Source organism: Eubacterium sp. AF34-35BH, assembly GCF_003477765.1.
In the GTDB taxonomy this organism is placed as follows: Bacteria; Bacillota; Clostridia; order Lachnospirales; family Lachnospiraceae; genus Eubacterium_G.
In genome coordinates this window covers 53,780-73,089 of record NZ_QUDZ01000005.1, presented here as the reverse complement: position 1 = coordinate 73,089, position 19,310 = coordinate 53,780, and the positions used below count along the sequence as shown (strand labels likewise).

Below are 19,310 nucleotides of genomic sequence, written 5' to 3'. Positions count from 1 at the left end.
TTGTTTTAGTAGTAATTATTGGATAAGATGTTACATTGAAACGGAAAGGATAGGAAGTATTCAAAACGAAGAATCAATGGGCAATAACATCTTATGGTTAGAGTAGATAAGGAAGTTAAAGCAGGACAAATGAGAGGAATGATACACATAATATTGTAAATGATTACAATAAGTATAGTAGTAGATTCAGAGAAGATTTATGAAGGAGAAAAGTACCTGCGGTTGAGAATGTAGTTGTAAAGTTAAGGTGTTGAGATAGTGAAGCATCTGTTATATGAAATGTAGCAGGTGCTTCTTTTAATATGTAATAAAAAATCTTCCAGAATTTTAATTTAGTCTTAAATAGTTTACTATGAATGAAAACTCGCGCAAAAAATCAGTTGCGAATAGGCATGCACTTGAAGTAAAAAATGTGGTAAGCCGTTCTTTGCTCTGGAAGAGAGAATTATGTGGAAATCTTTGTTGAAGGATTACATATAACTTCCTTGTACATTTAAGCAAAATAGAGTAAAATAACAGAAGTGCAGGTCTTTTATTGTTCCTGCAATACGGATATACAGGAGGAAACATGGATAGAGAGTTAGTTATCGTAATAGATTTCGGAGGACAGTACAACCAGCTTGTTGCCAGACGAGTTCGTGAATGTAATGTTTACTGTGAAATTTATTCATATAAAACAGATATCGAAAAGATAAAAGAAATGAATCCAAAAGGAATTATTTTAACAGGTGGACCAAACAGTTGTTACGAAGAAGGCGCACCAACTTATACTAAAGAGTTATTTGAACTTGGAATTCCTGTACTTGGATTATGTTATGGAGCTCAATTAATGCAGCACATTCTTGGTGGTAAAGTTGAAAAAGCTCCTGTAAGAGAATATGGAAAGACAGAAGTACATGTAGATACAACTTCAAAATTATTTACAGGTATTGAAGAAGATACAGTTTGTTGGATGAGCCATTTTGACTACATTTCACAGGCTGCACCAGGATTCAAAATTACAGGTCACACAAGCGATTGCCCTGTAGCCGTTGCAGAATGTGAAGAAAAGAAGCTTTATGCAATTCAGTTCCATCCGGAAGTGTTACACACAGTTCGCGGAAAAGAAATTTTAAGCAACTATGTATATAACGTATGTGGTTGTGCCGGTGATTGGAAGATGGACTCATTCGTTGAAAATTCAATAAAAGCAATTCGTGAAAAAGTAGGCGATGGAAAGGTGCTTTGTGCTTTGTCAGGTGGTGTTGATTCATCAGTGGCAGCTGTACTTTTGGCAAAGGCAATTGGAAACCAGCTTACATGCGTATTTGTAGACCATGGTCTTTTAAGAAAGAATGAAGGCGACGAAGTTGAAGCTGTATTTGGCCCTAATGGTGATTATGATTTAAACTTTATTCGTGTAAATGCACAGGATAGATTTTACGAAAAACTTGCAGGAGTTGAAGAACCTGAAGCAAAACGTAAAATAATCGGAGAAGAATTCATCCGCGTATTTGAGGAAGAGGCAAAGAAAATCGGAGCAGTTGACTATTTGGTTCAGGGAACGATTTACCCTGACGTTGTAGAAAGCGGTCTGGGCGGAGAATCAGCAGTAATCAAATCTCACCACAATGTAGGTGGATTGCCTGATTATGTTGATTTTAAGGAGATTATCGAGCCACTTCGCGATTTGTTCAAGGACGAAGTTCGTAAGGCTGGACTTGAACTTGGCATTCCAGAATATTTAGTATTCCGTCAGCCATTCCCAGGTCCGGGACTTGGAATCAGAATCATCGGTGAAGTAACAGCCGAAAAAGTGAAAATTGTTCAGGATGCAGATGCAATCTATCGTGAAGAAATTGCAAACGCAGGTCTTGATAAAGAAATAAACCAGTATTTCGCAGCATTAACAAATATGCGTTCAGTAGGTGTAATGGGAGACGAGAGAACATACGACTACGCAGTAGCCCTCAGAGCCGTAAAGACAATCGACTTTATGACAGCCGAATCTGCTGAAATACCATACGAAGTATTGAACAAGGTAATGAACAGAATAATAAACGAGGTGAAAGGAGTCAATCGAGTAATGTACGATTTGACAAGTAAGCCACCTGGAACTATAGAGTTTGAATAGTTCAAAAACAAGTTAAATATGCCCACAAAGCCCATAAATAAAGGCTTTGTGGGTTTTTGGATTTTTTCAGTGACAATAAAATGACAATAATTTGTGCTATTTTTTTCTAAAATCGTCTACTATAGTACACTTGTGAACTGAAAATAGAAAAATAGACATATAAGAAAACTTTACAGAGTTAAAAATAGTATGTATAAGAAATTATCTAATTCTTGGGACAAAATCAAAGCTAAAAGAAAATATTTAATTAGTAATACCATATATTTTGTAAAAAAAGATATTATTATGTAAGTAGATTATACAGGAGGGAAGCAGATGAACAACTTTTTTGAACATAAAATACTTGTAAAATATGCAGATGGTTGTCTTGAAAAAAGAAAGGACTGGAATTGGTTTAGCAATGAAATTATTAGAGCCTTTGATTTAGATGATATAGGTAGTTGGCATGACTTTATAAATTATAATCATTTGAGAAACTTATACTCATATTTTATTAGAATTGTATCTATAGAAGGATTTATTATAGAGGATAACAATCCTATTATACATGATAATATTATGTTGGCTCAATTTTATCAAGGACAAATAGATGTTGAACATTGTAAAGAGTCGTTAACAACAAAATATGGACAAATAATGCTTTTAATCGTGTGGATAACTAGATTAGAAAATGCGGATAATGCATCAGAGTACATATATAATATTAATTTAATGACTCAACATAACTATTATGAATTAATAGATATGACTTCAATATTATTGGAGAAAGACAATCTATTGAAATATTTTGATGATATAAAAATTGAGGGTATTGAAGAACTCAAGCAGTGTTTCATAGATAATGCTGAACAAATATTTTATCCAGTACATGATAAATTTATTGAGAATCATAAGAATCAGCTAGTTTCCGTAAATAGTTTTTCATATCAGCATATCAATAAAGATTCTGACTGGACTTGGGAGGAATCGTATCTTATAGAAATGCTTATGACTTCTATAGGAGATAGAACGCTTAATCCAATGTTTCAAGGTGGTGGGAGAAAAACTCCTAATCCTGAATTATGGACTGAATACATTTTAAATAAGATGACAGAATATTTTTCAGATTCAGTAGCAGATTTTGTAATAGAGACTGTTAGATATATATTGTACGGGGTTACGCCATCAGACAGAACTGTTTTGACTCATTGTAAGTTGTATTCTGATGCGTTTGATACGCTGTTAGATAATAATAAGACAGATGTTTCGTCATATACAGTATTATCATACTTATTTCAGGATAAAAAAATCGGACATCTTAGTAGAAAAACAGATTACATAGATTTTATTGTGAAAATTCAATCTGTGAACAATATTAAAGTTGTTAAACAATATTTGGAAGATAAAATTCCAATATCGAAAGAACAAAAAAAGCAAGTTAACCAATATTATGATAATTTATATAAAGAAATTGATAGTGTAACGAATGTTAATGAGTTTATTAGATATCTTCAAAATAAAGATAGCGTTAAAAAAATTGACTTGCAATATCTTTCGAAAGTAGTAGAAGCTTTTAATCTATATACCGAAAATAAAGAGGATCGGATGATACCTACTTTATTTTATGAATTTATGATTTTTCTTATGGAAATAAATTCTAAGGGACTAAATATTGACAAAAAAATAATTCATCAATTTATGATTCAAGTACAACAACTATGGGAGAACGAATATTACACAGCAGTTGTTGGGCAATTACACACATTTAGTAATACAACTGAAGTTTCTAAAATTGAAATTGAAGAGAGTTGCAAATCGCTGATTGAAAATCCTTTGGTATTTGCATATTCTAGCCCAATTGCTAAGGAAAAAGAGATTATTAAGATAATGCAAAACACTGCAGAAAATCCTTTTACTTATATGTGTTCCCACATGGAGATTCATAAAGTTTTTCCTATAGAAGAAATTCCGATAAACTACCATAGGCACGAAATAGATAATCTTCTCAAGCAGCTTGTAGAAAATATTAAGTCAGAAAAAGCATATAAGTTTTTGAACAATATGGAAACAGATGCACATATTAGGGCAATACATACACGACAGAAACTATATGCGGAAATGCTCGCTGCAACATTGATGCAGGAAGAAAAAATGTATAATCGAATTGCTGAAAAATCTGAATATACACTCATTATGTACGATGAAAATCTTAAACTTGCACATATTACTCAGTTATTTCCTATATTAGAAAAAGTAATTAGAAAATTGGCTATCACCATAGGATATGTACCTTTCAAAGAAAATAAGTCTGAATTTATGAAGTATAAAGATTCTAGTTCAATATTAAGAGAAATTATATCTGATATATTTTCGGTTAGTAAATCGTTTGAAAATGTTCCTGATCTATTTATGGCATATAATTTTATGTATAATGGTAATTCACTAAATATAAGAAATGAGTGTATACATGGACGCAATTATTTATCAGGTAGAAGTTTGAGGTTTGGATTTCGAATAACTATGATAATAATAAATATGCTTTATCAAAGACTTGAAATTATTGAAGCAAATGAAAAGGAAGTTTATGAAAATGTTGAGACGGATTAAGAAATAAATCCAATCTATTGTAAGATGGACAGTGAGTCTTAGATTTATAGCATTTCAATTGATATAGCTTTGAAAAATTAAATGTAATTTACATTTATGAATGGAGAAAAATTTTACTTTGAATTAAAATACCCTGTGGTGCCACCACAGGGTTAATATGATAAATTAGGTTTTTCTGCGAAAGAGATTGTAAGAAACTTATATGCATAGTTTACTGATTTATGCTTTCTGTAATAAAAATCTCATTTATTAATCTTTTAAATTAACTTTCCTTAATCTTTTCTTTGCATTGGAAAGGTTTGTATCGACTTCAATTTCCTTCTCACTTTTAGCATTATATATAATGTCAGCTTCATTTGTTCCAAAACTCATATATTTAGCCTGCCATAAGAGATATGTTTCTTCGTCAATCTCTTCATTGATAAATCTTTCGTACATTGTTGCCCAATGAGTAATCATTCTTTTTAGGTTAGCAAGTGGAGCAACAGTTGGATCGTCAACTTCTATATCAGAAGATACTTCCAAATAAACTTTTCCATCAATAACAATTGGAGTTAAATCCAATGTTTTCTCAATATCAAATAAATATTGAAGTGAGCTAGCTGCAGAAGTAGGATTTGGAGCAGATAGTTCATATGGCGTAATTTCTAAGGCATTAGCAATATCAAATATTGTATCCGTGTCTGGATAACGATTTCCAAGTTCGTAATTTCTTATGGTAGATTCATTTACGCCTACAGCAATTCCAAGGTCTTTTTGAGTCATGCCTGCAATTTGTCTGTAGAATCTAATCTTCTGTCCTAAATTAGCTGAAGCTAGGTTTTTGGCGTTTAGAGAGAACTCTCTTTTATTTTTTTTCATAGAAACATTCCTTCCCATATCTATTCATAACTATTTGTATTGTATCATAAACAGTTCATTTGTGAAACATAAATATTATCAAACAGTTCAAAAGTGAAATGTTTTTGTTGACAGTACATAAATGAACTGATAAAATGAGTACAATACAGTTCACAAATGTACTGCGAAAACAATAGATTATAGTTTTGTATTTTATACGGAAGGAGGTGATTGTATGTCCGAAACACTTTTTATAAGAGCAAAAGATATAGCTGAGGAAATGGGAGTATCAGAAGCTTATGGTTACAAACTTATCAGACAACTTAATAACGAACTAAAAGAACAGGGATTCGTAACTGTTCAGGGAAGACTTAGCAGACAGTACTTCGAAGAACGTATTTATGGTACTAAGGCAAAAGAGGAGGATAAATAAATGATTTGTAAAAACGAGAAAACTGGTAAATGGGAAGTACGCACCTATTATAAAAATTATAAAGGTGAACGTAAGCAGAAGACAAAAAGAGGTTTTAAAACAAAAAGAGAAGCTCAAGATTGGGAAAGACATTTTAAATTGCAGGATCATCAAGATATGAATATGACGCTTGAAGACTTTTATGAGTTATATAAGCGAGATGTTAGTAACAAGGTTAGGCCAAATACCTGGGAACAAAAAACTGTTGTTATTGAAACGAAAATTATTCCCTATTTGGGGAAAAGAAAAATTGATGAATTGAAAGTTGCTGATATTTTTGAATGGCAGAATGAGATGAGAAAGTTAAAAACTAAAGAGGGAAAGCTTCTTTCAGATTCTTATTTAAATACTATTCATGGACAGTTAAGTGCAATGTTGAATCATGCTGTTAAATTCTATGGTCTTAAATGGAATGTAGCAAACAAAGCAGGAAATATGGCTAGCAAAAGAAACAGAAAAGTTGATTTCTGGACTCAAAAGGAATATCAGAAGTTTGTTGAGAAGATATGTGATAAGCCACAATCATTCTATGCATTTGAAATTCTTTATTGGACGGGAATTAGAGTTGGAGAGTTTCTTGCATTAACACCAAATGATTTTGATTTTGAAAATAATATTTTGAAGATTACAAAGTCGTACAAAAAAGTTGGTGGAAAGGATATTGTTACTGACCCGAAGACAGTGAAAAGTATAAGAGAAGTTATATTGCCAGATTTTTTGGTGGAGGAAGTGAAAGATTATTTGGATAGCTTATATGGTTTTGGAAAATATGACAGAATCTTTCAAAATTCAAAAAGCTTTCTTGGACACGAAATGGATAGAGGTTCAAAGGCTGCAGGGGTTAAGAGAATAAGAATTCATGATTTGAGGCACTCGCATGTATCTTATCTAATTGATAAAGGTTATTCAGCACTTGCGATTGCAGATAGACTTGGACACGAGGCGGTGGATATTACTTATAAGTATGCACATTTATTCCCAACTGTTCAGACAGATATGGCAAAAACAATGGATGAAGAAAGAGAGGCTTTGTTAGATGACTGCGAAGAGTAATGATGCCAAAGGAAGATGGAGAAATGTAATGGTTGCATTTAGAGTTTCTCCAGAAGAAAATGAAGAAATTAATATGAGAGCCAAATTAAGTGGCTTTCAGACGAAACAAGAATTTATTGTTCAATCACTACTTTATACAAAGATAAGAACTGTAGGAAATCCGTTGATGATGCTTAGCTTTAGAAAATATCTTCAAGAGATAATCGCACAGTTGAAAAGAATTGAAGCTGGTGGAGAAATCGACGAAGAAATATTTGTTCCGATTAGAACAATGTTAGATATATTAGATGGATTTGAAGAAAGAAAAAAGCCCTAAGCAAATCTTAGGACTCTATGTACCAAGGAAGTTATCCTTGCTACGTTTATCACACACCTAAATTATAGCAAGGGTTTCTTCCTACAACAAGTGGTTTATCACTAGAAATTTAAAAAATATGAAATAAAGGAGGAAATTCGCAATGAATTACAACAAGAATATTATTTCCTCTAATACAGAGGAAAAGAACGAAAAATTTAATAATGAAATTGAGTTTATTTACGAAAGTCTCGAAAAGAGAAAAGATGGGACGCCAAGACAGACTATAAGTAATGCAATTACTGTATTAGAAAATGATCCTGAATTTAAAGATTCAATTAAGAGAAATGAACTCTCATGTCAGACAGACATTGTTATGGAAATGGACTGGCGTAGACGTTCTAAATCATTTACAGATACAGACTTTAATAACATTCTTCTCCGTATGGAAAAGAGATATGGAATAACAAGAGATAAGAATGTAAAAAGAGCCATTGATATTGTTAGTAATAACAATCACTATCATCCTATTGTGGAAAAACTTGAAAGTCTTAAATGGGATGGCGTTGCCAGAGTTAGACATCTTCTTCCAAGATATCTTGGAACAGAGGAAAGCGATTATGTCTATGAAGCAACAAGAATTATGATGATGGGAGCTGTTGAAAGAGTATTTAATCCAGGCTGCAAATTTGAATATATGGTTTGGTTAGTTGGTGGACAGGGTGCAGGTAAATCAAGCTTCTTAAGATTTTTAACAATGGATAATGAATGGTTCTCAGATGATTTAAGAAAGCTTGATGATGAGAATGTATTTAGAAAGATTCAGGGACATTGGATTATCGAAATGGCAGAAATGCTTGCTACTTGCAATGCGAGAAGTGTTGAAGAAATCAAATCATTCTTAAGTCGTCAAAGTGAGACTTATAAGGTGCCATATGAAACTCATCCAGAGGATAGGCCTCGACAGTGTATCTTCGTTGGTTCCTCAAATAATGCTGATTTCTTACCTTTTGACAGATCAGGTAATAGAAGATTCATTCCGATATTTGTTGATAAGGATAAGGCAGAGCATCATCCACTTGAAGATGAGGATGAGACAAGAAATTATATAGAACAGTGTTGGGCAGAAATTATGGATATGTACCATAGAGGTGTTAATACAAAACTTGTATTTAACAAGGAACTTACAGAAAAATTGATTGAAATGCAGAAGAACTGTATGCCGGAAGATACTAAGGTTGGCATTATTGGAAACTTTCTTGAAACGACAGATGAGGATTATGTATGTTCTTCTATGATTTATGAATTGGCATTTCATCACGAAAATGAAGAGCCTAAACCTTATGAATCAAAAGAAATTGGCTCAATTATGAGGAATGAATTTTCAAATGATTGGGAACAGATATCAAGCCATAGATTTGAAAAATATGGAACTCAAAGAGGATGGAAGAGAAAACATATTGATGAATTTATGGAAGTAGATGATAATGTTCAACTGCCCTTTGATGTATAAGTTTGTAACTTGTCGACATGATGTCGGGAAGTGAAAGAAAGTGACATGATGTCAGTAAAGTTTAGAGTATGAACCTCGGGACTTGAAGTCCCGAGGTGAGATGACACAAGCTTACGACATGAAGTGGTAAGGTCAATGTTTGTAAACAGTGAATGTAAACAGTCTATGAATTGAGTAATGTCAGGCAATTTGTAAACAGTAACAGTGACTAAAAAATCGGACTGTTTACATGAAAATGGTTAGCAATCCCTTTATTTATGGGAAATATGAATTTGGTGTAAACGATAAACTGTAAACAGTGGTGAAAAAACTAAAAAAATAATTTGTTTTAAGCTGTGTTTACAATTTTTGTTTACTTGGAGGAAAAATGGAAAAGAAAAATAAAAGATTAATGATAGATCAAGATTTATTTAGAATGATGTATCAGTATTTTCTTTGTAATAGAGAAGATTTGCATGAGGCAATCTGTGAAGGCTTAGTGGCAAAGATGGACAAGCTTATTGATAGAAATTTATATACAAAAAGCCTAACAGCTGATACTGATGAAGAAAAAGAGACGAATAGATTAGCCTATCTTAATCGAAAAGGAATACCAGAGGATTTTCGTTGGTAGTTTTCTTTGATGATTAAGACCTGTGGGTGACACCCACAGGTAAAAGTAACATCAAGCCGTTCATAATGAAATTGAAAATGGAAACAGGATTAGATGTTACGCTTGCTCATACACATAGGTTTCTATCTAAATAGTGGTGAGCAGAATTGATGCCGTAAAGGCAGCAATTAAAGCTCTCGGCAGAGCACCCGCACTTTTGCCTGTCAAAAGTGCTAGGGGGTTATCAATTAAGGCAGAGCCTAATTGATAAGAAACCACACTCTGCCACTATTTGAGGGCATTACTAAAAGAAAAGATAAACACAGGAGTGACAAGATTATGGAAAGATTATCTTATACAGCACACCTAAGCAATGGAGATCATGCAATCAATAGCAAGTCAAAACTCTCAGGCGTGGCAAAGCATAATTTACGTAAGTACCGCTCCGAAGAATATGATAAGGAGAACATAGTAATATTATGTGGTACGGATAAATTAGTGCAGGATGTTAAAAAAATATATAAGGAACAGTTTGATGAAGCAGTACAAAAGTACAATGCAAATCAAACAAGAGACGATAGAAAAATAGCAAACTATTATGAGAAGGTTGCAAATGATAAAAAGAAAGATATGGCAGTTGAACTTATCTTTCAATTAGGAGACAAGGATTACTGGGACCATCATTCTGAAAAACGAAGAGATATGGATATAGTGTATGATAAGATTCTTGAAAAACTTCAAGAAGAGGCACCAGAGCTTGTAGTAGCAAATGCAGTAATTCATTACGATGAAGCAAGCCCCCACATGCACGTGGTGGCGGTTCCGGTAGCAACAGGATTCAAAAAAGGATTGGAAAAGCAAGTATCAAAACGAAAGGTTTGTACAAAAGAATTTTTGGAAAATGTGTTGCAGGGTCGTTTAAGGGACTTTGTAGATGATAATATGGTTATGTGGTTAGATGAGTATGGGCTCAATGAAAAGCAAGAAGGCAGAAATAAAGACTTATCTGTTATGGAATACAAACGTCGGCAGGAACAAAAGAAATATGATGAGTTTGTTGAAAATAAAAGGAAGATAGATAGAGAAATTGGTCAGAAGAGCTTTGAAAATCAGATGGCAGAGCAGAAGCTAGAAAATACTTATAAAAAGTTAGCTGAAGTAGAAAGTGAAGAGGCATGGGGACTTAAGGATATAATTAAGCTAGAAAAGATGATTGATAAAGGTCCTGAAGAACCTAAGGGTCTAGTGAGTGCTAAATCATATAGAGAAAAGGTTGTGCAGCCATTTCTTAGAAAAGTACGTAATCTAGTTAAGGATTTAATTGCATATGCAAAGAGTAGTGTGGCAAGAGCGCATGAGCTAGAGAAGGAACTTGATAAGGTTAAAAAGGAAAGCGATGCAGTCTATATAATGAACAAAGAACTTAATCAAAGATTAAGATATAAAGAGAACATTATTGTGGATAAGCAACGCAAGATTGATGAGCTGGAAGAGGATTCCGAGAAACTGGGATTCTTTAAAAGATTTCTGAAAAAGTCAGATTATGACAAGGTAATAGAATTAGGGGAAGAGGAAAGAGATAAGCTGCGCACTAGAGGGAGTAGGAGCAGGTAATTAGAAAAATTTAATATGCCTAGTTCTCGTTTACTAAAGAAAGAAAATTTGTTAGAATAATATATGCAGAGTTGATAATAGGAGTAAAGTATGGCTAAAAATTTATTATTAAGTCCAATGTTAAAGTGGGTTGGAGGAAAAAGACAATTATTGCCAGATATAGTGCCGATGATAAATAAAAAGGCTCCATTATATGTTGAGCCTTTTATTGGTGGAGGTGCTGTATTGTTTAATATGCAGCCAAAGAAAGCTATAATAAATGATTATAATCAAGAGTTGATTAATGTATATATAACAGTACGTGATAACTTAGAAGAATTATTGGATGAACTAAGGATTCATGAAGAAAATAATTCATCAGATTATTATTATGAGATAAGGGCATTAGATAGAGCGGAAGAATTTGCACAAATGTCAAATGTAGAGAAGGCGGCTCGAATTATTTACTTAAATAAAACATGTTATAACGGTCTGTACAGAGTTAATATGGCGGGACAATTTAACTCACCATATGGCAAATATAAAAATCCTAATATTGTAAATGAGGCTGTATTAAGAGCAATTTCCAATTATTTTAATACCAACGAAATTACGATACTTAATGGAGATTACAAAGAGGTTTTAAAAGATTTAGAGAAAGAAGCATTCGTATACTTGGATCCACCGTATATGCCAATTTCATCATCATCTTTTACTGGATATACAGAAGGTGGATTTGGATATAATAGTCAAGTTGAATTAAAAAAAGAATGTGACAAATTGAATGAAAAAGGAATTCGATTTGTACAATCAAATTCTGATTGTGAGATAATACGAGAATTATATAAAGATTACAAAATAAAAACAGTAAAAGCTAAGAGAAGTATAAACAGTGTTGGGAACAAACGAGGTGAAATAAACGAGGTGTTAATTTACAATGAGTAGAGGTACAATTTCAGCAAATGAAGCATGGCAAAAACTTATAGATAAATATGATATAGTTAATAAAGTTAATACTGATGGAGTATTTTACATTAAAGCAAGTGAAATAAAAGAGTTCAAGGAACCTAGATTAATGGCAAAGTGGGATTGTACTGCAGCACTGCCATCTGTTTTCAAAAGTAATAATTTGAATATCCTACCAGACAGTAGAAATTCCTACGTTTTGGGGGATTTTCTTTTATACAAAGAAATACCCGAATTGACAGAAGCAGTAAATAAAATGGATTATGTTGAATTGCCAGAATATGAAACAATTGATGTTAATAATATTTCATCAGAAGCAAATGCAATAAATGTTTTAATATTATCAGGTATATTAGATGATTTTTTAGAAGATGAAGAAACTGTTGAAACTTTCAACGGCAGAATGGGTACTGGAGAATTTGATTTTGTTGTTGACACAGTTAGGGGAACAAAACAAAAAATATCTGTTAAGAATGCTCAATGTGAGATAGATGGTGGATTTGAGAATGAAAATGAAGTTATCATAATGGAAGCCAAGAACGTACTGAATGAAGATTTTCATGTAAGACAATTGTATTATCCATATAGGTTATGGAAAAATAAAGTTACCAAGCCAATTAGATTGATTTTTTCAATTTATACTAATATGATTTTCAGATTGTTTGAATACAGATTTGTTGATGAAAATGACTATTCATCGATAGAGCTTGTAAAGACAAAAAATTATTCATTACAAGACACAACAATAGAAATAGATGATTTAGTAGAGGTTAGAGAAAGCACAAAGGTTGTTTATAATGATAATCAAGATGAAGATCTTAAAGTTCCATTTATTCAAGCAAATTCTTTTGAAAGAGTTATTTCTTTATTGGAAAACATGAAAGATAATCCTATGACAACAGAACAAATAGCTTCTTTGATGGAGTTTGATGAGAGACAATCTGATTATTACTATAATGCAGGAGCGTATATAGGTCTGTTCGAGAAAAAGACTGAAGACGGGCAAAGAAAAGTATTTCTAACAAAATTAGGGGAGGAAGTTTTTTCTCTGAATTATAAAAAACGACAGCTTAAATTTGTTGAGTTGATATTGAAACATAAGATATTTGCAGAATGTTTTGATATGGTTATAACTAATGGTGGAGAAATGCCGGATAAAGTTATTATAGAGAATTTGATGCGAGAATATAATGTGTGTAATGAAGGACAAATTGTAAGAAGAGCAAGTTCGGTTCAAGGATGGTTGAAATGGATTTTCAATCTTAGGAATTTATAGGGAGAAATTATATGAAGTGGGAGCCAGATAATTTTCAACTAGAAAAGTCATCAGTTTGGTCATTTCCAGAGAGAGGAAACTGGGCTACGCATGATTCAAAGTATAGGGGAAATTGTTCTCCATATGTTATTAGAAATCTTTTGTTAAGATATTCAAAAGAGGGAGATTGGGTATTGGATCAGTTTGTAGGAGGAGGAACTTCTCTTGTTGAAGCAAAATTATTAAATAGAAACATTATAGGAATTGATATTAATCCAAGGGCATTAGAACGTTGCAAAAATAAGATTGCTTTCGATAATGGAGAAGGTAAAGTTGTAATTAGAAAAGCTGATGCTAGAAATTTAGATTTTATAAAAGATGATAGTATTGATTTTATATGTACACATCCACCTTATGCAGACATAATACAATATAGTGAAAATATCGATGGAGATATATCGTTACTTGGATATGAAGATTTTTTAAATGAAATCGAGCAAGTGGCAATAGAAGCATACCGTATATTAAAAAAAGGAAAAATATGCTCTTTTATAATTGGAGATATAAGGCAAAAAGGCTGTGTGAGACCACTAGGCTTTGATACTATGCAGAGATTTGAAAGAGCAGGTTTTAAATTGAAAGAGATAATTATTAAGGAACAGCATAATTGTAAAATGACCGATAAGTGGGAAAAAATAAGTGTTGGGAAGAACTTTCTTTTATTAGCGCATGAATATATTTTTGCTCTGAAAAAATAGAAAAACAACTGAAATATGGTGATAGGGGAAGAAATGGGCTATATTTACATAATGACAAATCCAGCATTACATGACATGGTTAAAATAGGTTATGCAACTGATGTTGAGACAAGAAGACAGCAATTAAGCACAACGGCATTACTATACGAATATGAAGTGTATGCCACATACGAGACATCTGGAAATCTTGAAGATAAAAACTACATAGGATGATTGATAATTTGAATCCAGATTTAAGAGTATCTAAAAACAGAGAATTCTTTGTTATGTCGGCGGAAGATGCTTATGAATTGTTAGAGGCCGTAGCTGTAATTAGTGGTTCTCAAGATAAATTAAAGAGAGTAAAAAAACAATATACCCTAAAAGCAACACAATCTATTAGACGTCCACCTATTAATTTCTATAAATGTGGTTTAAGAGACGGTGATGAACTCGTTTGTATAGAGGACCCATCAATTGTTGCGGTAGTAGCAGCTGAACATAAAGTTTTATATAATAATGAGCTCACTTCATTGACAGCAATAATGAAAAAACTGAAAGGTTGTTCTAATATTTCTGGACCTTCATATTTTACATATAAAGGTAAAGCAATTGTTTAAATAGCAGAAAGAACGCAGTGGAAAGCTTAATAAATAACGGTAGAAAAGTTCTAAAATAGAAAAAGATGTAGTTCAAACTATTGTTTTAAATTTGATTGATATTTTTTATAAAATGATTATTCCAATTATTGTTGAAGTGATTAATTCAGTTAGGATATACAAGGAATGGATATATGCTAAAAGCATTAATGTAGGTATTATGTGTGATACTGTTTTATTTGCTTCAGTATTTTTAATAAAAAGGTTTTGTTTTTTAAAATACACAGTAAATTAGCAGAATTTTGCAAGAAACATATTCCTTTTATTAAGACGATATCTGATATACTTAGAAAAGTACTAAAGGAGGTTTAAGAATAGTTAATGACAATAAATACATATGATACAATATTATATACAGCATTATTTGTTGTTCCAGGTTTTTTGATAGATGAAATAATAAGAACAATTATGCCGCAAAAACGTTTATCAGCCCAAACAGCTATTTTACAATATATAAAATATAGCATAATTAATTTGACTTTATGGAGTTGGCTATTTCTTTTGATAAACGGTATTAAAGACGAATGTGGAGTTATGTATTGGTTATTGATATCTTTAACAGTCATACTAACAAGTGTCGTCACTGGTATAGGAATAGGAATAATCAAAAAAAAAGAAATTATAAAAAATATATTTATAAAATTTGGAATTCAAACAAAACATCCAATACCAACAGCGTGGGAATATAAGTTTAGTAATACAAACGAGCCTAAATGGGTGATAATTACATTATCAAGTGGTAAAATTGTAAGAGGATTATATGGAACAAGTTCATTTTCATCATCAGATGAACAATTTAGAGATATATATTTGCAAGAAGTTTACATGCAAAAAAGTGAAGGTATGTGGGAGAAAGTTGATAGAAGTGATGGCATATGGGTTAGCCCTAAGGAAATTAGTTTAATTGAATTTAAAAATTAGGAGGAAAAAATGGCAGAAAAAAGAGAAAAACCAAATGGACAATTTGGATATCAACCAGGAGGAAATAATAATAGAGGATATCAACCAAGTACACCTGGACAAGGATATCAGCCAACGAACAATGGTTCTGGGAACCATAATCCAGTACCACCATCCGGAGGAACATCGGTACAAGAAAAATAGTTAATATTATTTCCCAATAAAAGGGATAATATTTTTCATTAATTGAAGAACAGTAAATGTCAAAAGGAAAGCTTATATATAATTAGATTTTGTAAGAGCCGCTGACAATAAAATGACAATATTTTTCTTCAAAACTACATGAGATACATCAAAAACAGTACATAAACGAACTGTTAAATGCAATAGAAATACATCATTTAAACCCTATCCAAAAATCTCGATAGGAGTTTGAATAGACACAAAAATCCCACAATGCCTTTATTTTTGGGCATTGTGGGATTTTTTTTAATAACTGTGATTCTATTTTGATTCTATTTCTAATAAAAAGTGAAATATCGAAAGGATAAACAAACTGATGGATAGCGAAAAATATCTTGTTTATGATGAAAAATTAAAACGGAGCATTCATACTGCTCCGTTTTTTATGAGACTGTGAAATAAAGTCTCGTTTCCTCCTAAATTGTTATTCTATAATGGTTTCTTCAGAATGTATTTGTTCTTCCATAAAGACTTTATGACCTTCATACTGGATATAAATTTTCATAATTGTCAAGGATAATAGGCATATAGTTAATAAAATTAACAGTAGTTTAATATATTTTGAAATCCTAATCTTCTTTATAACATCATCAGTATTAACAGTAGAATAATACGAATCAATTATATCTTTAGGAGTACCAAATTCTTTGTACAAATCGTCAATAGTACTTTCCGGTACATCAGCTAAATAATCGTTAACATTGATTGTTATTGCTTTAATATATTTACGTTCATATTTGCCCATAACGGGAAAAAGTAGTTTAACTTTTCTAATGTATGTTCTACACAATTTATTCATCGGCATTCTCCTCCCTATTAGATGATAAATAATCTAAAATCTTACAAACATTAGTAGTTACCATTTGATAATCTGATGTAAGTTTCTCTAAATAAGCCAATCCCGGTTCTTCTATATGATAGTAAATTCTTGTTCGCTTTCTACCAACCAGCTTGGAATATTCTGAGATTTTTTCTTCATTTTCCAATTTATATGCAGCAGCATATATAGTATTTTGGGACATAGGAAGAATATCATTGGTTAGTTCACTAATGGTTTTTTTTATATCATAGATGTAAGTATCTTGGTTTTTCAATATTGATAAAATTAATAACTCTGCAACCCCATTAAGAAAATAGTTTTTGCTTGCCATATATACGTACCTCAATTAATTGATAATGATAGTATAACTTAAAAATACATTAGGTCAATATTCAAATGAACAAAACATTTATTGACAATATTTTTAAATAAACATATAATATGCTTAAAAAGCTTTGTAAAATTTAATGATTTTGGGGGAGTAAAATGAGAAAGAAATTTACAAAAAAGATTATGCCATTATTAATGGCAGGAGTGTTAGTTTTGGGAGGAAGTTTAAGTAGTGTTTCAGCAAAAGGTAACACGGGAATCGGAAAGATAGCGTTATCATCAACAACTGCAAAGGCTATAACAACTATTTCATCAGCATCAGCACCAGCCAACGGTTTTGCGGGATATGCTAAAATAACAGCATATTCTTCTAGCGGAAAGAAAGCAACAAACACAGTAATGTCTGCCGCAAGCAAAACAACATCAACTGTGAGTTATAAGGAAATAAAAGCTAAATTCACTAAAGCAAAAAGTGTACACAAAGAATACTATATGGGATCAGAGTTAACGAATTTTACGATGACTTTAGAAAAAAATTATAGTAAATATGTTTTATGAATTGATTTCTATCTGCAATGCTTATTGCAGATAGAAATTGCTTTATAGATTTATGAGGAGTTATTAAATGAAATGTATAACAAGACGTATTATATTGACTATGTTTGTATTTATGGTACTTTTTGGGGGATGTAAAAAGAAAGAGGAATCGATACTTCCAAGTGCAAACAATGTGCAGGAGACAACAAATAAAACAGAAAATACTAAAGTTTCGGAAGACATAAAAATAGACAAAGAATACTTGGAAAAGAAATATCCGGGGAAAACAGTTTTAACTTGGGTATATACTGAAATAGAGAATATGAGTAAAAAAGAAAGAAAAAAATATAATGAGCCATTAGGAATGAAGTATATAACAAATAATCAGGTTATAAAGTTAAATGATTATCTGGTGTCAAAAGGGAAAGAATATGTTATTTGCTTTAAAAAGATAGGAACAGGAAAGAACTATGCCAGAAACATAGAGAAATTAACTCAAAAAGGGGAGGCACCGGATTTCATATTTTCAGAGCGGTATTTAGATGAAAAGAGCAAAAATTATACTTCGTATTTAACATATGAGTTAATAGGAAAAGATATGTTTGAGGAACTTTCGCAATATAAAAACGGTGATTTGAAAAAATATTTTTCTACATTGCCTGAAAATGCCATTAAATTGTCTTCCGTTAATGGAAAATTTTACGGATACAATGAAGCCATTGGTGAATTGGAAACAAAACATAAATGGTATGTAAACGTTGATTTGGCAAAAGAATACGGCATTGATTTAGACAAATATAAGATTGGCGGATATGAGGAATGGCTTGAGGCATGTAACAAGGTATATGCGGGAGAAAAGAAAAAAGGAAGTATAGATTTTGTGGTGTGTTATGGAGGAACATTAAAACCAATATACGAAAGCAGTGTTGCAGGATACATGGATAAATTGGACGAAAAGGGAAATACCGATGTAAGTGCATTTAGTATTTCTTTGAATGGTAAAAGTATAGAAAATTATTTCAAGTTAAAGGATATAAAAAAATCATTAAAAGAAGTGAGGGAGTATCAAAATAGGGGATACTTTGAATATTTAAATGAAAATGAAACAAATAATACTTTAAATGCAAATATATTTATATGTAATTTATTTTATGATGATGTAAATGGACATAAAGAAGAAATTGACAGAGATGCATTTCCAAAAGTAAAAGAGGTAAAACTATATAAGTGGGGAAATAACAGTGTAAAGCCACAGGATTTACTTGAATTTAATGCTGTAAATGGAATATACAAACAATCTAATAATAAGAAAATTGCATTGAAAGCATATGATTTTATTAATTCGGATGTTGAAGCTTCCAATATTATTAAATTTCCGGAATATGATGGAACCGGGAAAGAATATAGCATAACATCAGATGAGTATGATGAATATTTTAGTCGGGAAGAAAATGAAGGAAAATTTGATGCAAGAGGATGTAAGTTTGTTAATCCTTTAGTTGCAAATCCGTTTAAGGATCGAAACTCAACTGAAGAGATGAAGAAAAATATAGAAAATCTTAAATTTAATGAAAAATATATTGATAAATTTTATGATTTCACACCAGTTAAAAAGGAAGTTGAAAAAATAATGAGTTTGGAAAAGGAATATTTAGGAGAGAGCTTTAACTATGAGGGAAGTGACTATAAAGGAAAAATATTTACAGGAGATTTTGAAACAGAATATAACAATTTCTTAAAAGAATTAGACGAGGCAGGAATAGATAAAGTATTGGCTTATTTAAACAAGCAGTAACCGGGAGGAAC

20 protein-coding genes are annotated in these 19,310 nt (G+C 31.7%); 17 read left to right on the top strand and 3 right to left on the bottom strand.

Going from position 1 to position 19,310, the window contains the following annotated elements; translation table 11 throughout:
- The first annotated feature begins 568 nt into the window (after positions 1-568).
- Complete coding sequence (guaA, locus tag DWZ69_RS07080; protein ID WP_117999915.1) at positions 569-2,113, top strand: glutamine-hydrolyzing GMP synthase; 1,545 nt, start codon at positions 569-571, stop codon at positions 2,111-2,113.
- A 315-nt stretch (positions 2,114-2,428) separates the two neighbouring features.
- Complete coding sequence (locus tag DWZ69_RS07075) at positions 2,429-4,699, top strand: hypothetical protein (protein WP_117999914.1); 2,271 nt, start codon at positions 2,429-2,431, stop codon at positions 4,697-4,699.
- Positions 4,700-4,948: 249 nt separating this feature from the next.
- Here the strand turns inward: DWZ69_RS07075 and DWZ69_RS07070 are convergent, their stop codons facing one another.
- Positions 4,949-5,560, bottom strand: coding sequence for a helix-turn-helix transcriptional regulator (locus DWZ69_RS07070; protein ID WP_158561100.1), 612 nt, complete (start codon positions 5,558-5,560; stop codon positions 4,949-4,951).
- 214 nt (positions 5,561-5,774) lie between these two features.
- Here DWZ69_RS07070 and DWZ69_RS07065 point away from each other — a divergent pair, with 214 nt between their 5' ends.
- The 13 genes from DWZ69_RS07065 to DWZ69_RS12075 all read left to right on the top strand — a co-directional run bounded on the left by DWZ69_RS07065 (position 5,775) and on the right by DWZ69_RS12075 (position 15,778).
- Complete coding sequence (locus DWZ69_RS07065; RefSeq protein ID WP_117999912.1) at positions 5,775-5,972, top strand: LysR family transcriptional regulator; 198 nt, start codon at positions 5,775-5,777, stop codon at positions 5,970-5,972.
- Positions 5,973-7,064 carry a site-specific integrase gene (locus tag DWZ69_RS07060; RefSeq protein WP_117999911.1) on the top strand — a complete coding sequence of 364 codons (1,092 nt, stop codon included), beginning with the start codon at positions 5,973-5,975 and terminating at the stop codon, positions 7,062-7,064. It begins immediately after the preceding gene.
- Positions 7,048-7,380 carry a hypothetical protein gene (locus tag DWZ69_RS07055; RefSeq protein ID WP_117999910.1) on the top strand — a complete coding sequence of 111 codons (333 nt, stop codon included), beginning with the start codon at positions 7,048-7,050 and terminating at the stop codon, positions 7,378-7,380. Before DWZ69_RS07060 ends, DWZ69_RS07055 begins: the two co-directional genes overlap by 17 nt.
- A 142-nt stretch (positions 7,381-7,522) precedes the next feature.
- Entirely contained in the window at positions 7,523-8,872 is a 1,350-nt protein-coding gene (locus DWZ69_RS07050; protein ID WP_117999909.1) for a virulence-associated E family protein, read from the top strand.
- A 367-nt stretch (positions 8,873-9,239) separates the two neighbouring features.
- Entirely contained in the window at positions 9,240-9,485 is a 246-nt protein-coding gene (locus DWZ69_RS07045; protein WP_117999908.1) for a complexin-2, read from the top strand.
- Positions 9,486-9,803: 318 nt separating this feature from the next.
- Positions 9,804-11,078, top strand: coding sequence for a plasmid recombination protein (locus DWZ69_RS07040; RefSeq protein WP_117999907.1), 1,275 nt, complete (start codon positions 9,804-9,806; stop codon positions 11,076-11,078).
- 90 nt (positions 11,079-11,168) lie between these two features.
- Positions 11,169-12,002 (top strand): DNA adenine methylase, encoded by an 834-nt coding sequence (locus tag DWZ69_RS07035; protein WP_117999906.1) that lies wholly within the window; start codon positions 11,169-11,171, stop codon positions 12,000-12,002.
- On the top strand, positions 11,995-13,299 hold the full coding sequence (locus DWZ69_RS07030) for a type II restriction endonuclease (RefSeq protein ID WP_117999905.1): 1,305 nt from the start codon (positions 11,995-11,997) through the stop codon (positions 13,297-13,299). The genes DWZ69_RS07035 and DWZ69_RS07030 overlap by 8 nt, the downstream gene beginning before the upstream one ends.
- Positions 13,300-13,310: 11 nt before the next feature.
- The gene (locus tag DWZ69_RS07025) at positions 13,311-14,036 is read left to right on the top strand and encodes a DNA methyltransferase (protein WP_117999904.1); all 726 of its coding nucleotides are present in this window, start codon (positions 13,311-13,313) and stop codon (positions 14,034-14,036) included.
- A 33-nt stretch (positions 14,037-14,069) separates the two neighbouring features.
- Positions 14,070-14,249 (top strand): GIY-YIG nuclease family protein, encoded by a 180-nt coding sequence (locus DWZ69_RS07020; RefSeq protein ID WP_158573368.1) that lies wholly within the window; start codon positions 14,070-14,072, stop codon positions 14,247-14,249.
- 8 nt (positions 14,250-14,257) lie between these two features.
- Positions 14,258-14,635 (top strand): hypothetical protein, encoded by a 378-nt coding sequence (locus DWZ69_RS07015; RefSeq protein ID WP_147337644.1) that lies wholly within the window; start codon positions 14,258-14,260, stop codon positions 14,633-14,635.
- Positions 14,636-14,995: 360 nt separating this feature from the next.
- Positions 14,996-15,595: a DUF6338 family protein gene (locus DWZ69_RS07010; RefSeq protein WP_117999901.1), complete on the top strand. Its 600-nt coding sequence runs from the start codon at positions 14,996-14,998 to the stop codon at positions 15,593-15,595.
- A gap of 9 nt (positions 15,596-15,604) precedes the next feature.
- Positions 15,605-15,778 carry a hypothetical protein gene (locus DWZ69_RS12075; RefSeq protein ID WP_158561099.1) on the top strand — a complete coding sequence of 58 codons (174 nt, stop codon included), beginning with the start codon at positions 15,605-15,607 and terminating at the stop codon, positions 15,776-15,778.
- Between the two features lie 463 nt (positions 15,779-16,241).
- Here DWZ69_RS12075 and DWZ69_RS07005 read toward each other — a convergent pair whose 3' ends face one another.
- Together DWZ69_RS07005 and DWZ69_RS07000 are read right to left on the bottom strand one after the other, a co-directional pair.
- Positions 16,242-16,616, bottom strand: a complete 375-nt coding sequence (locus DWZ69_RS07005; protein ID WP_117999900.1) for a DUF6120 family protein — start codon at positions 16,614-16,616, stop codon at positions 16,242-16,244.
- On the bottom strand, positions 16,609-16,968 hold the full coding sequence (locus tag DWZ69_RS07000; protein WP_117999899.1) for a PadR family transcriptional regulator: 360 nt from the start codon (positions 16,966-16,968) through the stop codon (positions 16,609-16,611). The genes DWZ69_RS07005 and DWZ69_RS07000 overlap by 8 nt, the downstream gene beginning before the upstream one ends.
- Positions 16,969-17,123: 155 nt before the next feature.
- Between DWZ69_RS07000 and DWZ69_RS06995 the strand changes: the two genes are divergently transcribed.
- Both DWZ69_RS06995 and DWZ69_RS06990 read left to right on the top strand, forming a co-directional pair.
- Positions 17,124-17,525, top strand: coding sequence for a hypothetical protein (locus tag DWZ69_RS06995; RefSeq protein WP_117999898.1), 402 nt, complete (start codon positions 17,124-17,126; stop codon positions 17,523-17,525).
- Positions 17,526-17,592: 67 nt separating this feature from the next.
- On the top strand, positions 17,593-19,299 hold the full coding sequence (locus tag DWZ69_RS06990; protein ID WP_117999897.1) for a hypothetical protein: 1,707 nt from the start codon (positions 17,593-17,595) through the stop codon (positions 19,297-19,299).
- Positions 19,300-19,310: the final 11 nt, after the last annotated feature.